The sequence below is a fragment of the Croceitalea dokdonensis DOKDO 023 genome (assembly GCF_001306415.1).
GTDB classification, from domain to species: Bacteria; Bacteroidota; Bacteroidia; order Flavobacteriales; family Flavobacteriaceae; genus Croceitalea; species Croceitalea dokdonensis.
The window spans coordinates 147,237-165,077 of the sequence record NZ_LDJX01000003.1 but is presented as its reverse complement, the minus strand read 5'-3'; the positions used below and the strand labels follow the sequence as shown (position 1 = coordinate 165,077).

Sequence of the window (17,841 nt, the reverse complement as noted above, 5' to 3'; positions counted from 1 at the left end):
TCTTGGATATTGAATGTTGACTAGTTTCTTAAAAAAAATGAAGATTTTAAATTTTGAAAACCACTTGTAAGAACTCATTACTATTAAGAACTTTATCGGTTGTAATTCATTATTACAAAAGACTTGTCCAAACCAAAGACTTCAAAAGTTCCGGCTTCCCATTCAGATGGTCACTGTAGAAGCCGTGTAGTTTTTTTCTATGTATGAGAGGTTGTAAATCTTCAACGGATTTTAATTCCACTCCCACCACGGCTATGGCTCTACTACTATTATTCTTCTTAATAAACTGAAAAAATGTAATATCATCATTAGGCCCGAGGATTTTAATTACAAATTCCCTCAGAGCACCTGCCCTTTGGGGGAAATTCACCAAGAAATAGTGTTTGAGGTTCTCAAATAATAATGCTCGTTCACTGAATTCAGGTGTCCTTGAAATGTCATTGTTACCCCCGCTGAGAATGCAGGCCACATTCTTCTCCTTAATGATATCCCTATAGTAATCCAGCGCAGAAACTGACAGGACCCCCGCTGGTTCAATTACCATTGCATCCCTATTATATAGTTCAATTACCTCTTTCGCTACCTTACCGGAGGGGACACTGAGCAATTCTTTAAGATGCCCATGACATATAGAAAAGTTTAGTCCTCCTACTTGTTTTACCGAAGCCCCATCCACGAACGTATCTATGTCACTTAAGGATGAGACATGGCCATTATCGATAGCAAGTAGCATGGAAGCCGCTCCCTCTGGTTCTAGCCCAATAACAGTTGTTTTTGGTGATAAATGCTTTAGTATGGTCAAGATTCCAGCAACTAAGCCACCTCCTCCAACTGGCACGAATATGTAGTCAATCGGGAAGTCCGCTTGCTCAGTTAGCTCCAGTCCGACTGTTGCTTGACCTTCAATGATTCTAGGGTCATCAAATGGGTGCACAAAAACTTTGCCTTGATCTTTGCTTTCATTGACAGTCTTTGCCTTTGCATCATCAAAAGTGTCTCCGTAAAGCACAACTTCCACAAAGCTTTCACCGAACATTTTGACCTGTTCAACTTTTTGAATGGGCCTGGTTATCGGCATGAAAATCGTTCCGGTTATACCTAGTGATTTACAGGAATATGCCACCCCTTGAGAATGATTGCCAGCTGAAGCGCAAATAACCCCCTTTCTTTTTTCCGTACGGCTCAATTAACTCATCTTATTATAAGCTCCCCTTATTTTATAAGAACGGACTTCTTGTAAGTCTTCCCTTTTAAAAAAGATGTTGGCTTCGTACTTTTTGGAATACCTTCCATCAAAGAACATTTCTTACCACTGCCTTACCATTCCCAGAAAATTATTGTTGAGAATTACGATTTTTACGGCAATCCTATATTGAAAATGGTGCCTAACTCCTGAAGCGTCATCTGAAATCCACCATCTCCAATTACTGCCACCACTTCTCGTTGTGGACTCCCTAATTTCGCCCCAATAGCTGAGGGAAGGGAAAAACCCATCGTGCCCAGGCCCCCTGAGGTAATATGGCTACGCGAATTTTTATAGCTTCCGTAACGACATGATACCATTTGATGTTGACCTACATCCGATACAATTATAGCTTCTTGGCCAGTCGCCTTATTGATGGTTTCCAACACTTCTGCCATGGTTAATTCTTCCTTACTAGGGTTTAAATCGTAATTGATAATCTCCTTGAATTCAATTGATTTTTTATCCGCGAATCTCTTGTACCAAGCAGGATATTCCTTTTCTTGAATTAAAGGGAGGATTTTATGCAAAGACTCCTTAACATTACCAAGAACCGGAATATCCGCGATGACATTCTTGTTCAATTCGGCGGAATCAATTTCAAAGTGAATCACGGTAGCGTCCTTAGCGTATGATTCTAGGTTTCCGGTGACCCTATCATCAAAACGCATACCTAAGGCAATAAGAACATCACATTCATTGGTCAAAACATTAGGTGCGTAATTACCGTGCATACCCAGCATACCCATATTCAACGGATGTGCCGTAGGAAGTGCGGACGCTCCCATTATAGTCGATGCCGAAGGTATCCCCGATTTATCAACAAAGGCTTTGAATTCCGATTCGGCATTACCCAATAGGATTCCCTGCCCCCATACTACGAGAGGCCTCTTTGCTGAGTTTATACGTTCTGCGGCCGCACGGATATTTTGCATTTCAATTTTAGGGTATGGAACAAATCCGTCCAAAGCTGTGCACGGTTTATAATGGAATTGCGCAAGCTCAAATTGCGCATCTTTCGTAATATCAATTAAAACGGGGCCAGGACGCCCTGATTTTGCGATATAAAATGCTCTGGCCATTATTGATGGGATTTCTGATGCTCTAGTTATTTGGAAGTTCCATTTGGTCAAAGGGGTAGAGGCCGAAATAATATCTGTTTCTTGGAAGGCGTCCGAACCAAGAAGTTTACTATCTACCTGACCAGTAATGCATACCAATGCTGTGGAATCTATCTGAGCGTCGGTGATACCCGTCAATAAATTGGTTGCTCCAGGCCCTGAGGTTGCTAGAACCACACCAACACCGTTTTTGACCCTCGCAAAACCTTGAGCCGCATGTATGGCCCCTTGTTCATGACGACAGAGTATGTGTTTTAATTTGTTATCATATTTAAAAAGTTCGTCATAAACAGGCATGATTGCTCCACCTGGGTAGCCAAACAAAGTAGTGACCTTCTCTGCTATTAAGCTGTGGACTACCGATTCGGCTCCACTCATCTGCATTGGAGTTCTCAATTTGGATTCAAATAATGTCTTTGTTTCTTCCATTTGTCAGTATTAAATAAAAAAAGCCACCCTTTTTGGAGTGGCCTATGTTGTAACAATAAGGTGTAATCCGTTATTCGGAATTAAAAATTATAATGATATTAATTTGTGTTTTTTGCATTTTCTTTATTCAAAACAAAAAGGCCACCCTGTTGGGATGGCCTTTTTTTTATAAATAAATATCATTCCCTAGTTTAACAATTGGGAATACTAATAACTGTTTTTATGTCTTTAGAATTTCTCATTATTTTACTCAAATGTAACTAAATTTACGAAGTTGCCTAATCTAACTTCAGTCTTGAATACTTATGACTCTATTTTTTAGTGTATAACCAATGAAAGATAAATGGATTTTGTTTGTTGCCAAAAAGAACCGTAATTACCCTCATCTCATATTTTAGAAAATCGGTCTAGTGCAATTGTAGAAAGTAAAGATGAGTGCAACTGTTCAATTGAAATGGATTAACAGGGCCGATTAATAAGACAGTTTCATAAGGGAAAAAGGCCATTTCTTTAAAAATCCCATTTGTGGTCTCTTTTATTAGTTTCGTTAATTCACCTTTTATTGGATGGTTTGAAACGCATATTCTGTTTCTTATCATATTTTGATTTTAATTAATAGTAAATAGGTTTATATAATAATTTCATAATGTGATTTTCTCTAAAAATTATAAGTCAATGAAATTTTGACTGTTTTGGTTCAATATGATTGACGTGAAAGGCACTTTATGTTTATAAATTCTGTCCTGCTTGCAGGACGAAGAATGTAAAGCAAGAGGGTAACACGCTAAAGCGATGTTTCTCTATTTAAGTAAATGAATATCATTTAATTATGAAATAAACCGAATGTGATTTTTAGTAATTGCGACAAAAGGAGAGAAAACCCCTGTAAACAATGGAGAATTTTGTCGCAAAAAATAATATTTGTGCCTCTTTGTTGAATTTTGAACAGTGTTTTTTACTAAATAATTTTTGAACTCAATTGGTTCTTATTGGTATTCGCAAAATACCAGTAAAGAGAAAAGGAATAAAACTAAAATTTGTAGGAGCGCCCTATTTCAATTTTATTTTACGCTTATCTTCCCGAATACTATAAAATTGAAATAGGATCCATGCGCTAAGTATTCAGGTAAGAAATGGGACAAATAGCTGGTTATTCTGGATAAATGTAGACTGAAATGTTAAAGTTTGACCCTAAATAAAAATTTTATCAATCTGCGTGCAAATAAAAAAGGCTCCAGAGTATGAATTTCTCTGAAGCCTTGCTGTTGCTGCTCCCCCTCTTGGGCTCGAACCAAGGACCCTCTGATTAACAGTCAGATGCTCTAACCAACTGAGCTAAGGAGGAATATTACTCTATTTGTAAGGCCTTTTATGACCTAACTCCATTACTTTTTGCCGGTTTACGGTAGAAGCTCAGTTCTGAGCCCTGCCTGCCGGCAGGCAGGTAAGGAGGAATTTATCCAAAGCGGCTGCAAATATAAATTTTTCTTTGACACACCGCAAAGAAAAAATCAATCATTTTATTTAAAAATAGCTTTGTAGACATCATTGCCATTGGCAAAGAGCAACAGGGCGATCAAAATAAAAAATCCGGCCATCTGGGCGTACTCCATAAACTTGTCGCTGGGCTTACGGCCAGACACCATCTCGTACAACAAAAACATGACATGCCCCCCATCCAATGCCGGAATGGGTAATATGTTCATAAAGGCCAAAATAATGGATATTAACGCCGTGGTAGACCAAAAAGCGGCCCAATTCCAAGTATCTGGAAACATTTTCCCTATGGCGGCAAAACCACCTACCCCTTTGTATGCCCCGGTAGACGGATTAAAAATCTTTTTTAATTGCTTTACATAGCTGGTCAAGGTGGCAACCCCCTTGTTAATGCCTGCCGGAATGGCCTCCGCGAAAGTATATTTTGTGGTCTCTATGTCCACCGTACCTGTTTCGGCTAAATCAAATAAATTTGGAATGCCCGCCCTAATGCCTACTTTGGCAGAATCATTTACCTTAATGGGAATATTTTTGGTTTGCCCATTGGGACTTACTACAGTAAAATCTACCTCACCTCCCTTATATTTTTTAATAATCTCATCATATTCATCGTAATAGGTAATCGGCTGGCCACCAATTTTGGTGACCTTATCCTCTGGCTGTAGACCAGATGTGTAATTATGCGAATCTTCCGGCACCTCGCCAATAATAAAGGGGACCCTGGGATACAAGAACCGTACCTTATCTTCATCCTCGATCAAGGTTTCAATAAAATCAACCGGCATTTGCATATCCATCCGCTGTCCGTCCCTTTCAATAGTGACCACGTTCCCGTTCACCAATTCCAGGTACACGCTGCTAAAGGTTTCTATTTTCTTGCCATCAATGGCCAGAATCTTATCCCCTGTTTTAATGCCTGCTTTATCCCCGATGTTTTTCTCCAACACCCAAACCCCATCTTTTAAGCTTTCCATTGGAATAAATTCATCCCCGTATTGGTAGGCCATACCAATATAAATGATCACTGCAAGGACAAAGTTTACCGTTACCCCGCCCAACATTATGATCAATCGTTGCCAAGCTGGCTTGCTCCTAAACTCCCAGGGCTTTGGTTCCTCTTTCATGGCTTCGGTATCCATGCTCTCATCAATCATCCCGGATATTTTTACATAACCTCCCAGCGGCAGCCAACCTATCCCATATTCCGTTTCTCCAATTTTCTTTTTAAAGAGGGAAAATTTAACATCGAAAAAGAGGTAAAACTTTTCTACCCTGGTCTTAAAGTACTTGGCAGGTATAAAATGCCCAAGCTCATGCAAAACGATCAATAAAGAGAGGCTTAAAAAAAACTGTATGACCTGTATAACTATCGGATTCATTCTAAATTCTTTCCTGTAAGCCGACAAAAGTAAGCGTTTATAGCTGCTTACAAAACCATAGCCTTTATTTGCCTTGGGCTTTTAAGAAACATTTAGCACCAAAACCGCAAAGAAAATTGAGCAATACCACGTGCTGCCCTATTTTTGTATCCTATGGGAAATTTTTTAAAACAGTTTAAATTATTTGGTAGTGTCCTGGGAGTCATATCCTTGATCATCATCTACTTTATCTATGATGCGCTAAAAATAGAGAAAAGACTGCCCATCTATACCCCCAACATGGTCAACACCGAGCTAATTGATAGTAGTTTACACTACCAAAAACAAAAGGCCCAGATTGCAGACTTTAAACTCATTAACCAAAACGGGGATACCATAACGCAACAAGAGTACAAAAACAAGATTTACGTGGCCGATTTTTTCTTTACCACCTGCCCCAGCATTTGTCCCATTATGACAAAAAACATGGCCGTGGTACAAGAGGCCATCCTAGCCGATGATGATATCATGTTGCTTTCCCATTCCGTTACCCCAGAAATAGACTCCGTTGCACAGCTTAAAAAATACGCCTTGGAAAAAGGGGTCATTGACCATAAGTGGAATTTGGTCACGGGTGATAAAAAGCAGATTTATGAACTGGCGAGAAAATCTTATTTGGCAGCTAAAAGTGATGGCGATGGTGGACCCTACGATATGATACACACAGAGAATTTTGTTTTGGTGGACAAAGAAAGACGTATCCGAGGGTTTTATGATGGCACCAAAACGGAAGAGATTGAAAAGCTTTTGGGCGATATCCAAATTCTAAAGGCATCTTACCAATAGCACCCCAAAGCTTTCAAAATTTTAAGTTACATTTGCTAATTAAAATCAATCTAAATAAGGTCTATTGGCAACGGTTGCACAGCTAAAACAAGGACAAAAGGGCATTATCAAGCATTTTGTGGAGTATAGGATACCCATTAAGTTATTGGAAATGGGCTGCCTCCCCGGAAATTCCGTTGAGTTATTGCATATTGCGCCACTATCAGACCCGCTTTACCTCAATGTTAACGGAAGCCATATTGCCATACGGAAACACATTGCCGAAAAAATTGAGATTGAGCTTGTAGCACCGGAATCTCTATGAGCAGAACCATTAACGTAGCCCTTATAGGAAACCCCAACACCGGGAAGACCTCTGTTTTTAACCAACTTACCGGTCTCAAACAAAAGGTGGGAAACTACCCCGGCATCACGGTGGAAAAAAAGGTAGGCTTGTGCAAGCTTTCAGAGGGAAAAAAGGCGCGTATTCTGGATTTACCTGGCACCTACAGCTTAAATACCACCTCGTTGGATGAGAGTGTGGTGGTGGAGTTGCTGCTCAACAAAAACAGTAGCGATTATCCGGACGTTGCGGTGGTGATTTCAGATGTGGAGAACCTAAAAAGAAATTTACTGCTTTTTACCCAAATAAAGGATTTAAAAATACCAACTATCCTTGTCATCAATATGTCAGACCGGATGTCGCGCAAGGGCATTTCACTGGATATTGAAAGGCTCAACCAAAAACTCCAGACCAAGATTGCCTTGGTAAGCACAAGAAAAAATAAGGGAATTGAACGCATCAAAACCCTTATAGCCAATTACAAAGACCTTCCTGTAGCCCCCAATATAGACATTAGCAGCATTGACCGGCCTTATTTTGAAGCCTTGACCAAGGCTTTTCCAGAAGAGGACACCTATAAACTGTGGTTGGTCATTACACAGGATGTGAACTTTATGCCCATTGAAAAACAACGTATCGCGGATGCGGGCTCTTTTTCAACAAAATCGGCAGAACAACTCAAAAAACTACAACACAAGGAAACCGTAATTAGGTATCAATTTATCAATGCAGTTTTAAAGGAAACCTATAAGGTAGATCTAAACAGTGCCGTAGGCTTACGTGCCACGCTAGATAAGATTCTCACCCATCGGATTTTGGGCTATCTCATTTTCTTTTTCATCCTATTGATTATTTTCCAAGCCATTTTTGAGTGGAGTTCCTATCCCTCTGATTGGATAGACGCCCAATTTGCTGCAACGGCAGAATGGATTAAAGCCACCTTGCCCCCTGGGGTGCTAACGGATTTATTGGCAGAAGGCATCATTACTGGGATTGGGGGTATTGCTATTTTTGTTCCGCAAATCGCATTTTTGTTCTTTTTTATATCCTTACTAGAGGAGTCTGGTTACATGAGCCGGGTGGTTTTTTTAATGGATAAACTCATGCGCCCATTTGGACTTAGCGGTAAAAGTGTTGTGCCCCTAATTTCTGGGACGGCATGCGCCATACCTGCCGTAATGGCAACACGCACCATAGAAAGCTGGAAAGAACGGCTTATAACCATATTGGTGGTGCCTTTCACCACTTGCTCTGCCCGCTTGCCCGTCTACTTGATCTTGATTGCCCTTGTGATACCGGAAGGTAGTTTTCTTGGTCTGGGCTACCAGGCGCTCACCCTTATGTTACTTTATATTTTGGGGTTTGCCATGGCCATTGCGTCTGCCACGGTATTGAACAAAATACTTAACATCAAAAGCAGGTCATTTTTTATGATAGAAATGCCCGCCTACCGTCTTCCCTTGTTTAAAAATGTTTTTTACACCGTACTTGAAAAGACCAAGAGTTTTGTTTTTGGAGCGGGTAAAATTATTCTCGCCATAGCAGTGGTACTTTGGTTTTTGGGTTCTAACGGCATTTCTGAAAAATTTAAAAATGCAGATTCCATTGTCACCCAGCGGATTGAGAAGGAAGGGTTAAATAACTACAGTAAAAACTACATCAATAACCGTATGGCCGCCGTGGACCTTCCAAAAGATTCCTTGGTCATAGTGAAACAAGAACTTACCAAAAAAGCGGTACAACAAGAAATTGCGAGTTATAAGTTGGAACATTCCTTCATTGGATATGCCGGAAAGGCCATTGAACCCATTGTAAAGCCCTTGGGCTACGATTGGAAAATTGGTATTGCCGTATTGACTTCCTTTGCGGCGAGGGAGGTTTTTGTAAGTACCCTGGCCACCATTTACAGTGTTGGCAGCGATGAGGAAGAGACCATAAAGAACCGTATGGCGGCAGAACTGGATGATAGCGGCAAAAAACCCCTCTTTAATTTAGCATCGGGCATCTCACTCATGTTGTTCTACGCGTTTGCCATGCAATGTATGAGCACATTGGCCATCGTAAAACGGGAAACCAATAGCTGGAAATGGCCCATGGTACAACTAGGATTCATGAGCGTTTTTGCTTATCTTGTAGCATTGGTGGCTTTTCAAACCTTAAATTGACCTATGCAGGAAATATTGGTATACCTTATTGTTTTAATTGCCATGGCATATTTGGTAAAAACCTTTGTTCTACCAAAACGCCTGTTGTCCAAACCCAAAGAAAAAGCAACAAGGTCCTGTAGCAATTCTAACTGCGGCTGCGGATAACTTTTTTTTGTATCTAAATAAACCAAGATGAATCCATACCGTTTCCTACTGCTTATCCTGATGTTGGGCATTTCTTGCCAGACCACTAAAACCGCGGGCAATACCGATCTAAGGGATGATTTGGAAGAAAAGAACCGGGGAAACTTTTCCTTGCTGAACCAAATACGGCAACAACCGGGAATTATTTTGCGCAATGGGGTTCCCGTGCTACTAAAAGCCAATAATTCCCTAGCCCCTGAAAATACCGGAGAACCCCTTTATGTCCTAAACGGTCAAATTCTAGGCAATTCCATTAGACTGGCAGATGAGGCCATCAATAATTTTATGGTAAAGGAAATTAAAGTATTATCTGGACCGGATGCTGCTATTTATGGGTCCAGGGGCGGACAGGGCGTTATTGAGATTACAGTGGAATAACTACCCTATAGTTCAATGACCAAGTTGATGTCTTTTTGTACCGCAAACTTACATTCCTCAAAATCCGGCGGGCCAAAGGCCTTCATCCTTGCTTTTGAAAAAGCTACTTTCTCCTTTGGAATACCCATCCAATTGGTATCCATTTCGCCGTTATCGTTTTCGTCATGAAAAAGGGCGATACCGTAGGCCCCGCTAGGAATATCCTTAAAGACCAAAACCGTGGTTGTTGGTGTGGCTTTGGATGCGGTAGAGGCAAAAACGGCATCAAATTTTAAAAAACTGTCAGAGCTATCATAAAGTGCCGCCCTTATGGCCCCATTGCTATTTTTTACGTTCTCCACACTGACCGTTATAGTATGTTGTGCCGTACATAACGCACTTAGCAAGAGTAAAATTGGGGTTATACATTTCATGGTTTCACGGTTTGTTGCTGTGTTAGCAATGCTTTTATTTTCTGATACATCCGTTGGGTTTCCGTACTATCGGTAAAGTTGAAATAAAGGTCTATGGAATCTTTGGAACTAAGTAGAACTTTTCTTGTCCTTAAATTGTCCACAAACACAAATACCTCTTTTGCAGTAATGGAATCCATAAAAATCCCTTTTTCCTTTACTCCCCAAGAAAAGCCATTTTTCCTTTCCATTTGGGGAATTTTATCCACCCAAGCCACCACAGAAATATCATTTATTGGGATGGTCTTACGGTAAATACCCGAAGTAATACCAAAGTTTCCCTCCTCTAATTTGGCCCAATTTTTATAATGCAGCACAAAGGCGGCCACACAAACCACAACCGTAAGGAGAATCACCAAATTCCAGAACCAATTACCTTTTTTCATGCCGCCTCCAAAAGCATAAAGGTAACGGAAAGGCTTGTCCTTCACAAGCGCAAGCCGTCATTACCCCAAAGCGAATCTTAACCAAAACCCTTATTACCGCTATAAAAAGGTATATCCAAAATATACTACCTAAAAGCAAGGGTAAGGCCTATTACGGTGTAATCCCCAAAATCGCTCCCATATGTCCCTACACCACCAATTGCAGTTCCGCTGCTAACCAAAGCCAACCCATCAAAAACTTAAAAAGCGCTTACCTTTCGCGAAATCTGGGGACGTAATCAACCGTTTGTAAGAGATGGGGCGGTCTTTAAATGGATTCTCTTTTGGCAATGCCCATTCCAAAATTTTTAAATGGATTTGTACTACACACAAAATGCAAGTTACTTCTGGGAACACGAGGGGTAAAGTATGGCTAAAATCCACTAGTTTTACCACATGGTGAGAAACATTCAGATACGGATCAGTTTAAAGGAAGAAGGGCAACCTAACGGCCTTAAGACCAAAACTGCCAAGTATTTGGGTATTTCAGAAGACCAATTTGAACTTAAAGTACAAAGAAAGTCCATTGATGCGCGTAAACCCAATATTTACTTTAATTACAAACTAGAAGTCTACATCAATGAACCTATGCCCAACAGTGAGGGATTTAAATTTGCGTATAAAGATGTTTCCAAAGCAAAGCCCATCCACATTATTGGTTTTGGGCCTGCAGGAATGTGGGCTGCGTTACGCTGTTTGGAATTGGGGTATAAGCCCATTGTGTTGGAACGTGGAAAGGATGTCAGGGAAAGGCGCAGGGATCTTAAGGCCATTAACCAAGACCATAAAGTCCATAGCGAAAGCAACTACTGCTTTGGGGAGGGCGGCGCCGGCACCTATTCCGATGGAAAATTGTACACCAGAAGTTTAAAAAGGGGGGATGTTCGCCGGGTTTTTGAAAGCTTGGTGTTCCATGGGGCTACACAAGACATCCTTGTGGATGCGCATCCACATATTGGCACCAATAAACTTCCCAAAATTGTCCAAAACATACGGGAGACCATCATACGATTTGGTGGCCAAGTGCATTTTAACACCAAGGTGACCGACTTTAAGATAAGGAACCATCGGTTGGATGCCATAGTGGTCAATAATGAAAAGGAACTGGCCACGCAACGTGTAATTTTAGCCACTGGCCATTCTGCACGGGATATTTTTGAGCTTTTGCACCAAAAAGGCATCAGCTTAAAAGCCAAATCCTTTGCCATGGGTGTTAGGGTAGAACACCCACAGCATATCATAGACTCCATACAATACCATTGTCCTGGAGAACGCAGCAAACTGTTGCCCGCGGCCGCTTATAGCCTGGTACAGCAGGTAAATAACCGCGGGGTATACTCTTTTTGTATGTGCCCGGGAGGTTTTATTGTTCCGGCTGCAACCGCAGAAGGCGAGGTAGTAGTCAATGGCATGTCCCCTTCAAAAAGGAACAATCAATTTGCCAATTCCGGGATAGTGGTAGAAATTAATGTGGACAAAGATTTGCCCAATTATGAAAAATTTGGGGTTTTTAAGGGATTGGAATATCAAAAGACCTTGGAACGATTGGCATTCACCGCCGGCGGCAGGACGCAAACAGCACCTGCCCAACGCCTTACAGATTTTGTGGAAGGTAAGATGTCACAAGACGTAAACCCTACCTCATACCAGCCTGGATTGAATGCTGCTCCGCTACATTCTCTCTTTCCAAAGCTGATTGGAAGTAGGCTGCGGAAAGGTTTTGTCCAATTTGGAAAAAAAATGAAAGGCTATTATACGCAGGAGGCCAATATTGTTGGGGTAGAATCCAGAACCTCTTCACCCATTACCATACCGAGAACGGAAAAGCTGGAACATCCAGAAATTAAGGGTTTGTTCCCTTGTGGGGAAGGCGGAGGTTATGCCGGAGGTATCGTTTCTGCAGCTATGGACGGAGAACGTTGCGCAGAGGCGGCGATTGTTGGACTATAAAATTTGAAAAGTTGAAGCACACTATCTATTGTATGGTTTTAATGGGTATTCTTATCGGGAATACCGTAAAAGCACAGGATTGCCGTTGCAAAACCGATTTTGACCAGTTGAACCTATTGCTGCGCAAAACACCGGCGTACAAGGATCACAAAAAAGCGTATGAGGAAAACCATCTAAAGCTCCAATCTATAGTGGGGAAGGTTTCCTTGGATTATGACTGTTTGGTCCTGCTCAACAGATTGGCGCTTGGCCTAAATGACAACCATAGCAATATTTTTGGCTTAGCCGATAAAAACGCGGTGAAAATTCAGAAAACCAAAATGAATTTGGATAGTTTGGAACAGGCGTTGGCGGCCAAGCCTTTTACTGCTATAGAAGGGGTTTATAGCCTCCCCAAGTATGTAACTTTGGGCCTGTATAAAGAACAAGAAACATATATTGGTGTAATTCTTGCCTCCCAACTTCCCAATTGGGACGCAGGCGACATCATGTATACCTTGCTCCCATACGGTAAAGATTTACATTTGGCCATTTTTGGACAAGGAAAAAGCAAGCGCATCGTGGCCGTTTCCGAGCGCATTAAACACGGGATGTTTCTAAAATTAGGGTTAAGGAAAAATAAGGAAGCCCAAGCGTTCCACTTGGCACCAGAGCCAGATTCCCTGTTTATTAAAAAAGAACTGGATAATGCCATAAGCTACATAAAAACAGGTAGTTTTAGTTCGTTTTACCCAAAACTAGCTGATGCCGAGGCCTTTTATGCCTCACTCCAAGACAAGCTCACAAAGAAACACCTCATCGTAGATTTACGGGACAATACAGGTGGTGGGGAGCGCAACTCCAATATCTTATTGGAGCTACTAACTACATATGCCCAGAACAATAAGCTTTACGTCCTTATCAACCATAATACAGCAAGTAATGCGGAACAGTTTACGTTAAAACTAAAGCAATTGCCCAATACCACCATTCTTGGTGATCGTACACAGGGCACCTTAGCCTATGAATTAAAAAAGAACATTTCCAACCCGCTGGGATGTGGCAAGTTTGTAGCCATTGTAACTTCAAAAAGACATAAGGAATATCTGCCATTTGAGTCCAAGGGAATTGAACCAGATATGCTATTGGAGTATGACCGGGATTGGATTACACAAACTATGGAATTTATAAACGCACATTAATACCAAACAGCATGGATTTCACGAACAAAAATATTCTTATAACGGGTGCATCACGGGGAATTGGCAAAGCTACCGCATTGGCATTTGCGGAAAAAGGTGCAAAGGTTGGCATCAATTACAGAAATAATACGGAAGAGGCCAATAAAACCCTTGCAGAGCTTAAAGGCACTGGCCATTCCTTATTTGCTTATGATGTCTCCAAAAAAGAAGAAACCAAAGCCCTTATACAGGATTTTGTAACCCAATACGGCAAATTGGACGTTTTGGTGAACAATGCGGGAATCTCCATCTTCCACGATTTGGACGAGGTAGGTTTTGAGGATTGGACTTATGCTTGGGAACAAACTTTTAAAACCAATCTTTTTGCCGTTGCCAATACCAGTTACTGGGCTGCCCAGGCCATGATGACATCTGGCGGAGGACATATTGTGAACGTTTCCTCAAGGGGAGCGTTTCGTGGAGAACCTACAAAACCTGCCTATGGCGCAAGTAAGGCGGCATTAAACGCCATGAGCCAATCCTTGGCCAAAAAATTGGCCCCTTACCAAATTTATGTTGGCGTAGTTGCCCCTGGATTTACGGAAACGGAGATGGCCGCCATAACCCTAACCCCTGCTGAACGTGAAAACCTGTTGAGGGAATCTCCATTTAAACGCATGGCACAACCCAAAGAAGTGGCCCATGCCATCCTATTTTTAGCTTCCGAGGGAGCCGCCTATTCTTCAGGGACCATTATTGACGTAAATGGTGCAAGTTATTTAAGGAGTTAAGTTGGTACGATGAAAGCAGCAACCGTAGCCCAACTTAAAAAAGAACTGCAACATCGCAATCCAGATGAGCTGTTGCAATTATGTCTTAAATTAGCCAGGTTTAAAAAGGAAAACAAGGAATTGCTTACCTATCTGTTATTTGAAGCTGAGCATGAAGAGGGCTATGTAAATGCGGTAAAAGAAGAGGTAGACCAGCAGTTTAACCTTATCAATACCTCTAGTTACTTTTACATTAAAAAAAGCGTTCGTAAAATCCTTAGGACCCTTAAAAAATACGTGCGGTATTCCGGGAACAAGGAAACTGAAGTTGTCCTTCTCCTTTATTTTTGTAAAAAGATGAAGCACATGCATCCGCCCATTACCAGAAACGCTACCCTAATGAATCTATACCAAAGGCAGTTGGGTTATGTAGAAAAGAAAATAGATGTTCTGCATGAAGATCTGCAGTATGATTACGGCCAGCTTTTAGATCAATTAAAGACCACAGAACCCTAGATTACTTAGGCATCAAAACCTTCTTTTTCTAACTAGGTTTATTTACGTATTTCCTGGCCTCATTTCCTAATCCGCAAGCAAGAAAAAGGTGGACCTAACTAAATTGTCTTATTTCTTTTTGATAAGAACGGACACTTTCTTTTGTTTCTTCCTTTAGCGGCATAAAATTTGTTAAATAACTGGTAAAGTTACCACTCCATTATGAGGGCTTTAACAAAAGTACACCTCTTTTCATTTTATCTTTCCTTAGCCAAAATAGGCTATGAAAAAGAAGACGGGTCCTGCCAGACATCATTGGGTTTAACCGTGTAATGTAGATGGTGTTCTTACTTGGATCCAAGTATATAAACACTCGATTATCGAGTAAAACATAAAATCAGATGACTATGAGATCAACTTTAGGCATTTTAGGTTGCACGCTACTTTTCACCAGCTGTGCCGTAATAAGGCCAGGTGAGGCTGGGGTAAAGCAAAGATTGGGCGAGTTTGACAATGAAATCACTACACAGGGCACCATCACCTTTAATCCATTTACCACTCGGGTGGTAAAGGCCTCCATCCAGACCAATAACTTAGAACTTTTTCTAAGATTGCCCAGTAAGGAAGGATTGAGCGTGGATTCTGAAATTTCCATTTTATACCGGCTAGAAACTGCCAAGGTCGCGGAAATCCTTCAAAACATTGGTCCAAATTATCCTGAAATTGTCACCAGTGTTTTTCGGTCTGCATCAGCAGATGTCTGTTCGCAGTTTTTTGCAAAAGATATGCATTCCGGAAAACGTGCCGAGATTGAACAGGCCATCATGGAAAAAATGGACGAAACCCTAAAAATCCAAGGTATTATCATAGAGGCCGTACTGATGAAAAGCATTCAATTACCAAGAGGCCTTTCTACTTCCATAGAGCAAAAATTACAGGCGGAACAAGATGCGATGCGGATGGAATTTATCCTGCAGCAGGCACGCCTAGAGGCAGACAGAAAAATTATTGAAGCGGAAGGAGAGCGGGATGCCCAAAAAATTCTATCGGAGGGTTTAACCAAAGAAATCATACAAATACGAAGCATTGAGGCCTTTAGGGAACTTTCCAAATCCCCCAATAGTAAAATAATCGTTACCGATGGCAAAACGCCAATGCTTATTACACCAGACCCCAAGTAAGCGCTAATGGATAGCTTGTAGCAGACATTGCCGCACCTAACAACGGTATAGCTTCATACCTAATTTGTTCACATCCTAATGCCCTTAAATTATTCAAGTAAGGGCATTAGGATTTTTTTGTCTTTTCCAAGGGTAGCGGGCATCATGGTGCGTCTCTAAAGGAGCTATGGCAAATGCAACGAGACTTCCTTTTAAGGCGATGCACCTTGGGTATCCGATGATGGAGTAAAAAGCTTAAGTTTATGGCACATTTTAGAAAACCAGAACATGATAAAGGCAAAACAAATTAAAACGTGGTTTTTGGGAATACTTTTAGTTGGGCTCATAGGCCTGCTCGTAAGCTATTTTTATATTGATTATGAACTAAATGCGATGTATGGAAGCCATGTTGGGCAAGTAGATAGCAACCAGTTTAAGCGACCCCAAGAAAACGTCCTTATCCGCAATGTATCCATTTTTTCCACGGATAGCTTGGTTATGGTTCCAGGGCAATTTGTCTATATATCAGGGGGGAAAATCCGGTCCGTAGATTCCATTTCACCAGCAATAGATGATGCCGTAATCCTTGACGGAACCGATAAATACTTAATTCCAGGACTTATAGACTCCCACGCGCACCTGTTGCGAAGTCCAAATGACCTACTGCTTTATTTGGCCAATGGGGTAACGGGAATAAGGGAAATGACGGGAACTGAGCAACATTTGCAATGGAAGGCCGACATTATAAAAGGTGAGCGTCCAGGACCGGAGTTGTTCATTTGTTCTAAAAAAATGAATTCTTACCGCGGCTTTAAAAAATATATGACAGAATGGACCCAACCCGTTATAGCCATTGATGAAGGTACCGAGGTAGCTGCTAAAATTAAAACACTAAAAAGCAAGGGATTTGATGGATTGAAAATAGGCACCTTTTTAGATAGGGAACATTACCTAATGGTTAGTGAGCAATCCCGTGAACAAGGCATCCGCTTGGTAGGCCATATTCCGTTGGAGGTATCCTTGGAGGATTTATGGCAATCCAATCAAAAGGAAGTGGCCCATATTGAGGAGTTCATGAAATTCCTGAACCGTGAATTTGGCGGCTATACCAGTGAAAACGCCCAAGAATTTTTGGCCTATGTGCAAAGCCGTGGTAATCAACTATCCAAGCAGATTGCAGCAAAGGGCATTACGGTGACTTCTACCCTGTGGTTAATGCAAAGTTTTGTCCGACAAAAAGCTGATCTGCCCAAGCTACTGTCAGAGGTTCGTTTAACGTATGCAAATACGGGCTTGATAGAAGGGACCCCAATCACCTCAAGGGGGTTGGGCTGGTTACCAAAGGTGAATATATATAGATGGCCGGAAGGCATGAGCCCCAAGGAAAAAGAGGACAGCAAAATTTACTGGCAAACCTATGCCAAAGCCAATGAAATCCTATTACGGTCCATGGTGGCCAATGGGGTTACCGTTTTGCCGGGTACCGATGCCAACTGCCCCGTTACCGTACCCGGTTTCTCCTTGCACGATGAGCTTACCAGCCTGCAAGAGGCCGGAATGGACCCTAGAGCGGTTTTGGAGGCAGCAACCAAAAAAGCCTCTGCATGGATGGGCAACAATACCGGCAGTATCGCCAGCGGACTTGATGCAGATTTGGTATTGCTTTCAGAAAATCCGCTTAGCCAAATAGGCAATACCAGAACTATAGAAGGGGTAATCTCCAAAGGCAGATGGTATCCCAAGGAGACCTTGGACAATATGCTAAGGGCGGTGAGGGAACGTAATAACGAATCCCGATCTATTCCAATAGATGGCTTTTAGTATTGCTTCTTATCGCTATTCTTGAGGTGTTAAAGTGGGAAATAGAGTACGTTTTTCCTATCA

General features: G+C 41.5%; 15 protein-coding genes and 1 tRNA gene. 10 read left to right on the top strand and 6 right to left on the bottom strand.

The window, feature by feature from the left end:
* Positions 1-112: 112 nt before the first annotated feature.
* From ilvA to rseP, 4 genes are all read right to left on the bottom strand, one after another.
* Positions 113-1,186: a threonine ammonia-lyase IlvA gene (ilvA, locus tag I595_RS07730; RefSeq protein ID WP_054558857.1), complete on the bottom strand. Its 1,074-nt coding sequence runs from the start codon at positions 1,184-1,186 to the stop codon at positions 113-115.
* 170 nt (positions 1,187-1,356) lie between these two features.
* Positions 1,357-2,742, bottom strand: coding sequence for a biosynthetic-type acetolactate synthase large subunit (ilvB, locus tag I595_RS07725; protein ID WP_417926337.1), 1,386 nt, complete (start codon positions 2,740-2,742; stop codon positions 1,357-1,359).
* Positions 2,743-4,064: 1,322 nt separating this feature from the next.
* A tRNA-Asn gene (locus I595_RS07720) sits at positions 4,065-4,138 on the bottom strand.
* Positions 4,139-4,313: 175 nt separating this feature from the next.
* Positions 4,314-5,669 (bottom strand): RIP metalloprotease RseP, encoded by a 1,356-nt coding sequence (gene rseP / locus I595_RS07715; protein WP_054558855.1) that lies wholly within the window; start codon positions 5,667-5,669, stop codon positions 4,314-4,316.
* A 153-nt stretch (positions 5,670-5,822) separates the two neighbouring features.
* Here rseP and I595_RS07710 point away from each other — a divergent pair, with 153 nt between their 5' ends.
* The 4 genes from I595_RS07710 to I595_RS07690 all read left to right on the top strand — a co-directional run bounded on the left by I595_RS07710 (position 5,823) and on the right by I595_RS07690 (position 9,545).
* Entirely contained in the window at positions 5,823-6,494 is a 672-nt protein-coding gene (locus tag I595_RS07710) for an SCO family protein (RefSeq protein ID WP_054558854.1), read from the top strand.
* 64 nt (positions 6,495-6,558) lie between these two features.
* The gene (locus tag I595_RS07705; RefSeq protein ID WP_054558853.1) at positions 6,559-6,798 is read left to right on the top strand and encodes a FeoA family protein; all 240 of its coding nucleotides are present in this window, start codon (positions 6,559-6,561) and stop codon (positions 6,796-6,798) included.
* Entirely contained in the window at positions 6,795-8,981 is a 2,187-nt protein-coding gene (feoB, locus tag I595_RS07700; protein ID WP_054558852.1) for a ferrous iron transport protein B, read from the top strand. Before I595_RS07705 ends, feoB begins: the two co-directional genes overlap by 4 nt.
* Positions 8,982-9,155: 174 nt before the next feature.
* Complete coding sequence (locus I595_RS07690) at positions 9,156-9,545, top strand: SusC/RagA family TonB-linked outer membrane protein (protein WP_083467530.1); 390 nt, start codon at positions 9,156-9,158, stop codon at positions 9,543-9,545.
* 5 nt (positions 9,546-9,550) lie between these two features.
* On the opposite strand, the gene I595_RS07685 is transcribed toward I595_RS07690, so the two are convergent.
* Positions 9,551-9,958 carry a DUF2141 domain-containing protein gene (locus I595_RS07685; RefSeq protein ID WP_054558849.1) on the bottom strand — a complete coding sequence of 136 codons (408 nt, stop codon included), beginning with the start codon at positions 9,956-9,958 and terminating at the stop codon, positions 9,551-9,553.
* On the bottom strand, positions 9,955-10,383 hold the full coding sequence (locus I595_RS07680; protein WP_054559104.1) for a hypothetical protein: 429 nt from the start codon (positions 10,381-10,383) through the stop codon (positions 9,955-9,957). Before I595_RS07680 ends, I595_RS07685 begins: the two co-directional genes overlap by 4 nt.
* A 435-nt stretch (positions 10,384-10,818) precedes the next feature.
* On the opposite strand from I595_RS07680, the gene I595_RS07670 reads away from it, so the two are divergent.
* The 6 genes from I595_RS07670 (at position 10,819) to I595_RS07645 (ending at position 17,778) form a co-directional block, all read left to right on the top strand.
* A complete protein-coding gene (locus tag I595_RS07670; protein WP_054558847.1) occupies positions 10,819-12,372 on the top strand; it encodes an NAD(P)/FAD-dependent oxidoreductase in 1,554 nt (517 codons plus the stop codon).
* A gap of 11 nt (positions 12,373-12,383) precedes the next feature.
* On the top strand, positions 12,384-13,553 hold the full coding sequence (locus I595_RS07665; protein WP_157449685.1) for a S41 family peptidase: 1,170 nt from the start codon (positions 12,384-12,386) through the stop codon (positions 13,551-13,553).
* An 11-nt stretch (positions 13,554-13,564) separates the two neighbouring features.
* A complete protein-coding gene (locus I595_RS07660) occupies positions 13,565-14,323 on the top strand; it encodes an SDR family NAD(P)-dependent oxidoreductase (RefSeq protein WP_054558845.1) in 759 nt (252 codons plus the stop codon).
* A gap of 9 nt (positions 14,324-14,332) precedes the next feature.
* Positions 14,333-14,818 carry a hypothetical protein gene (locus I595_RS07655; RefSeq protein WP_054558844.1) on the top strand — a complete coding sequence of 162 codons (486 nt, stop codon included), beginning with the start codon at positions 14,333-14,335 and terminating at the stop codon, positions 14,816-14,818.
* Between the two features lie 386 nt (positions 14,819-15,204).
* Entirely contained in the window at positions 15,205-15,978 is a 774-nt protein-coding gene (locus I595_RS07650) for a prohibitin family protein (protein WP_083467529.1), read from the top strand.
* Positions 15,979-16,278: 300 nt separating this feature from the next.
* Positions 16,279-17,778, top strand: a complete 1,500-nt coding sequence (locus tag I595_RS07645) for an amidohydrolase family protein (RefSeq protein WP_172675918.1) — start codon at positions 16,279-16,281, stop codon at positions 17,776-17,778.
* The last annotated feature ends 63 nt before the right edge of the window (positions 17,779-17,841 follow it).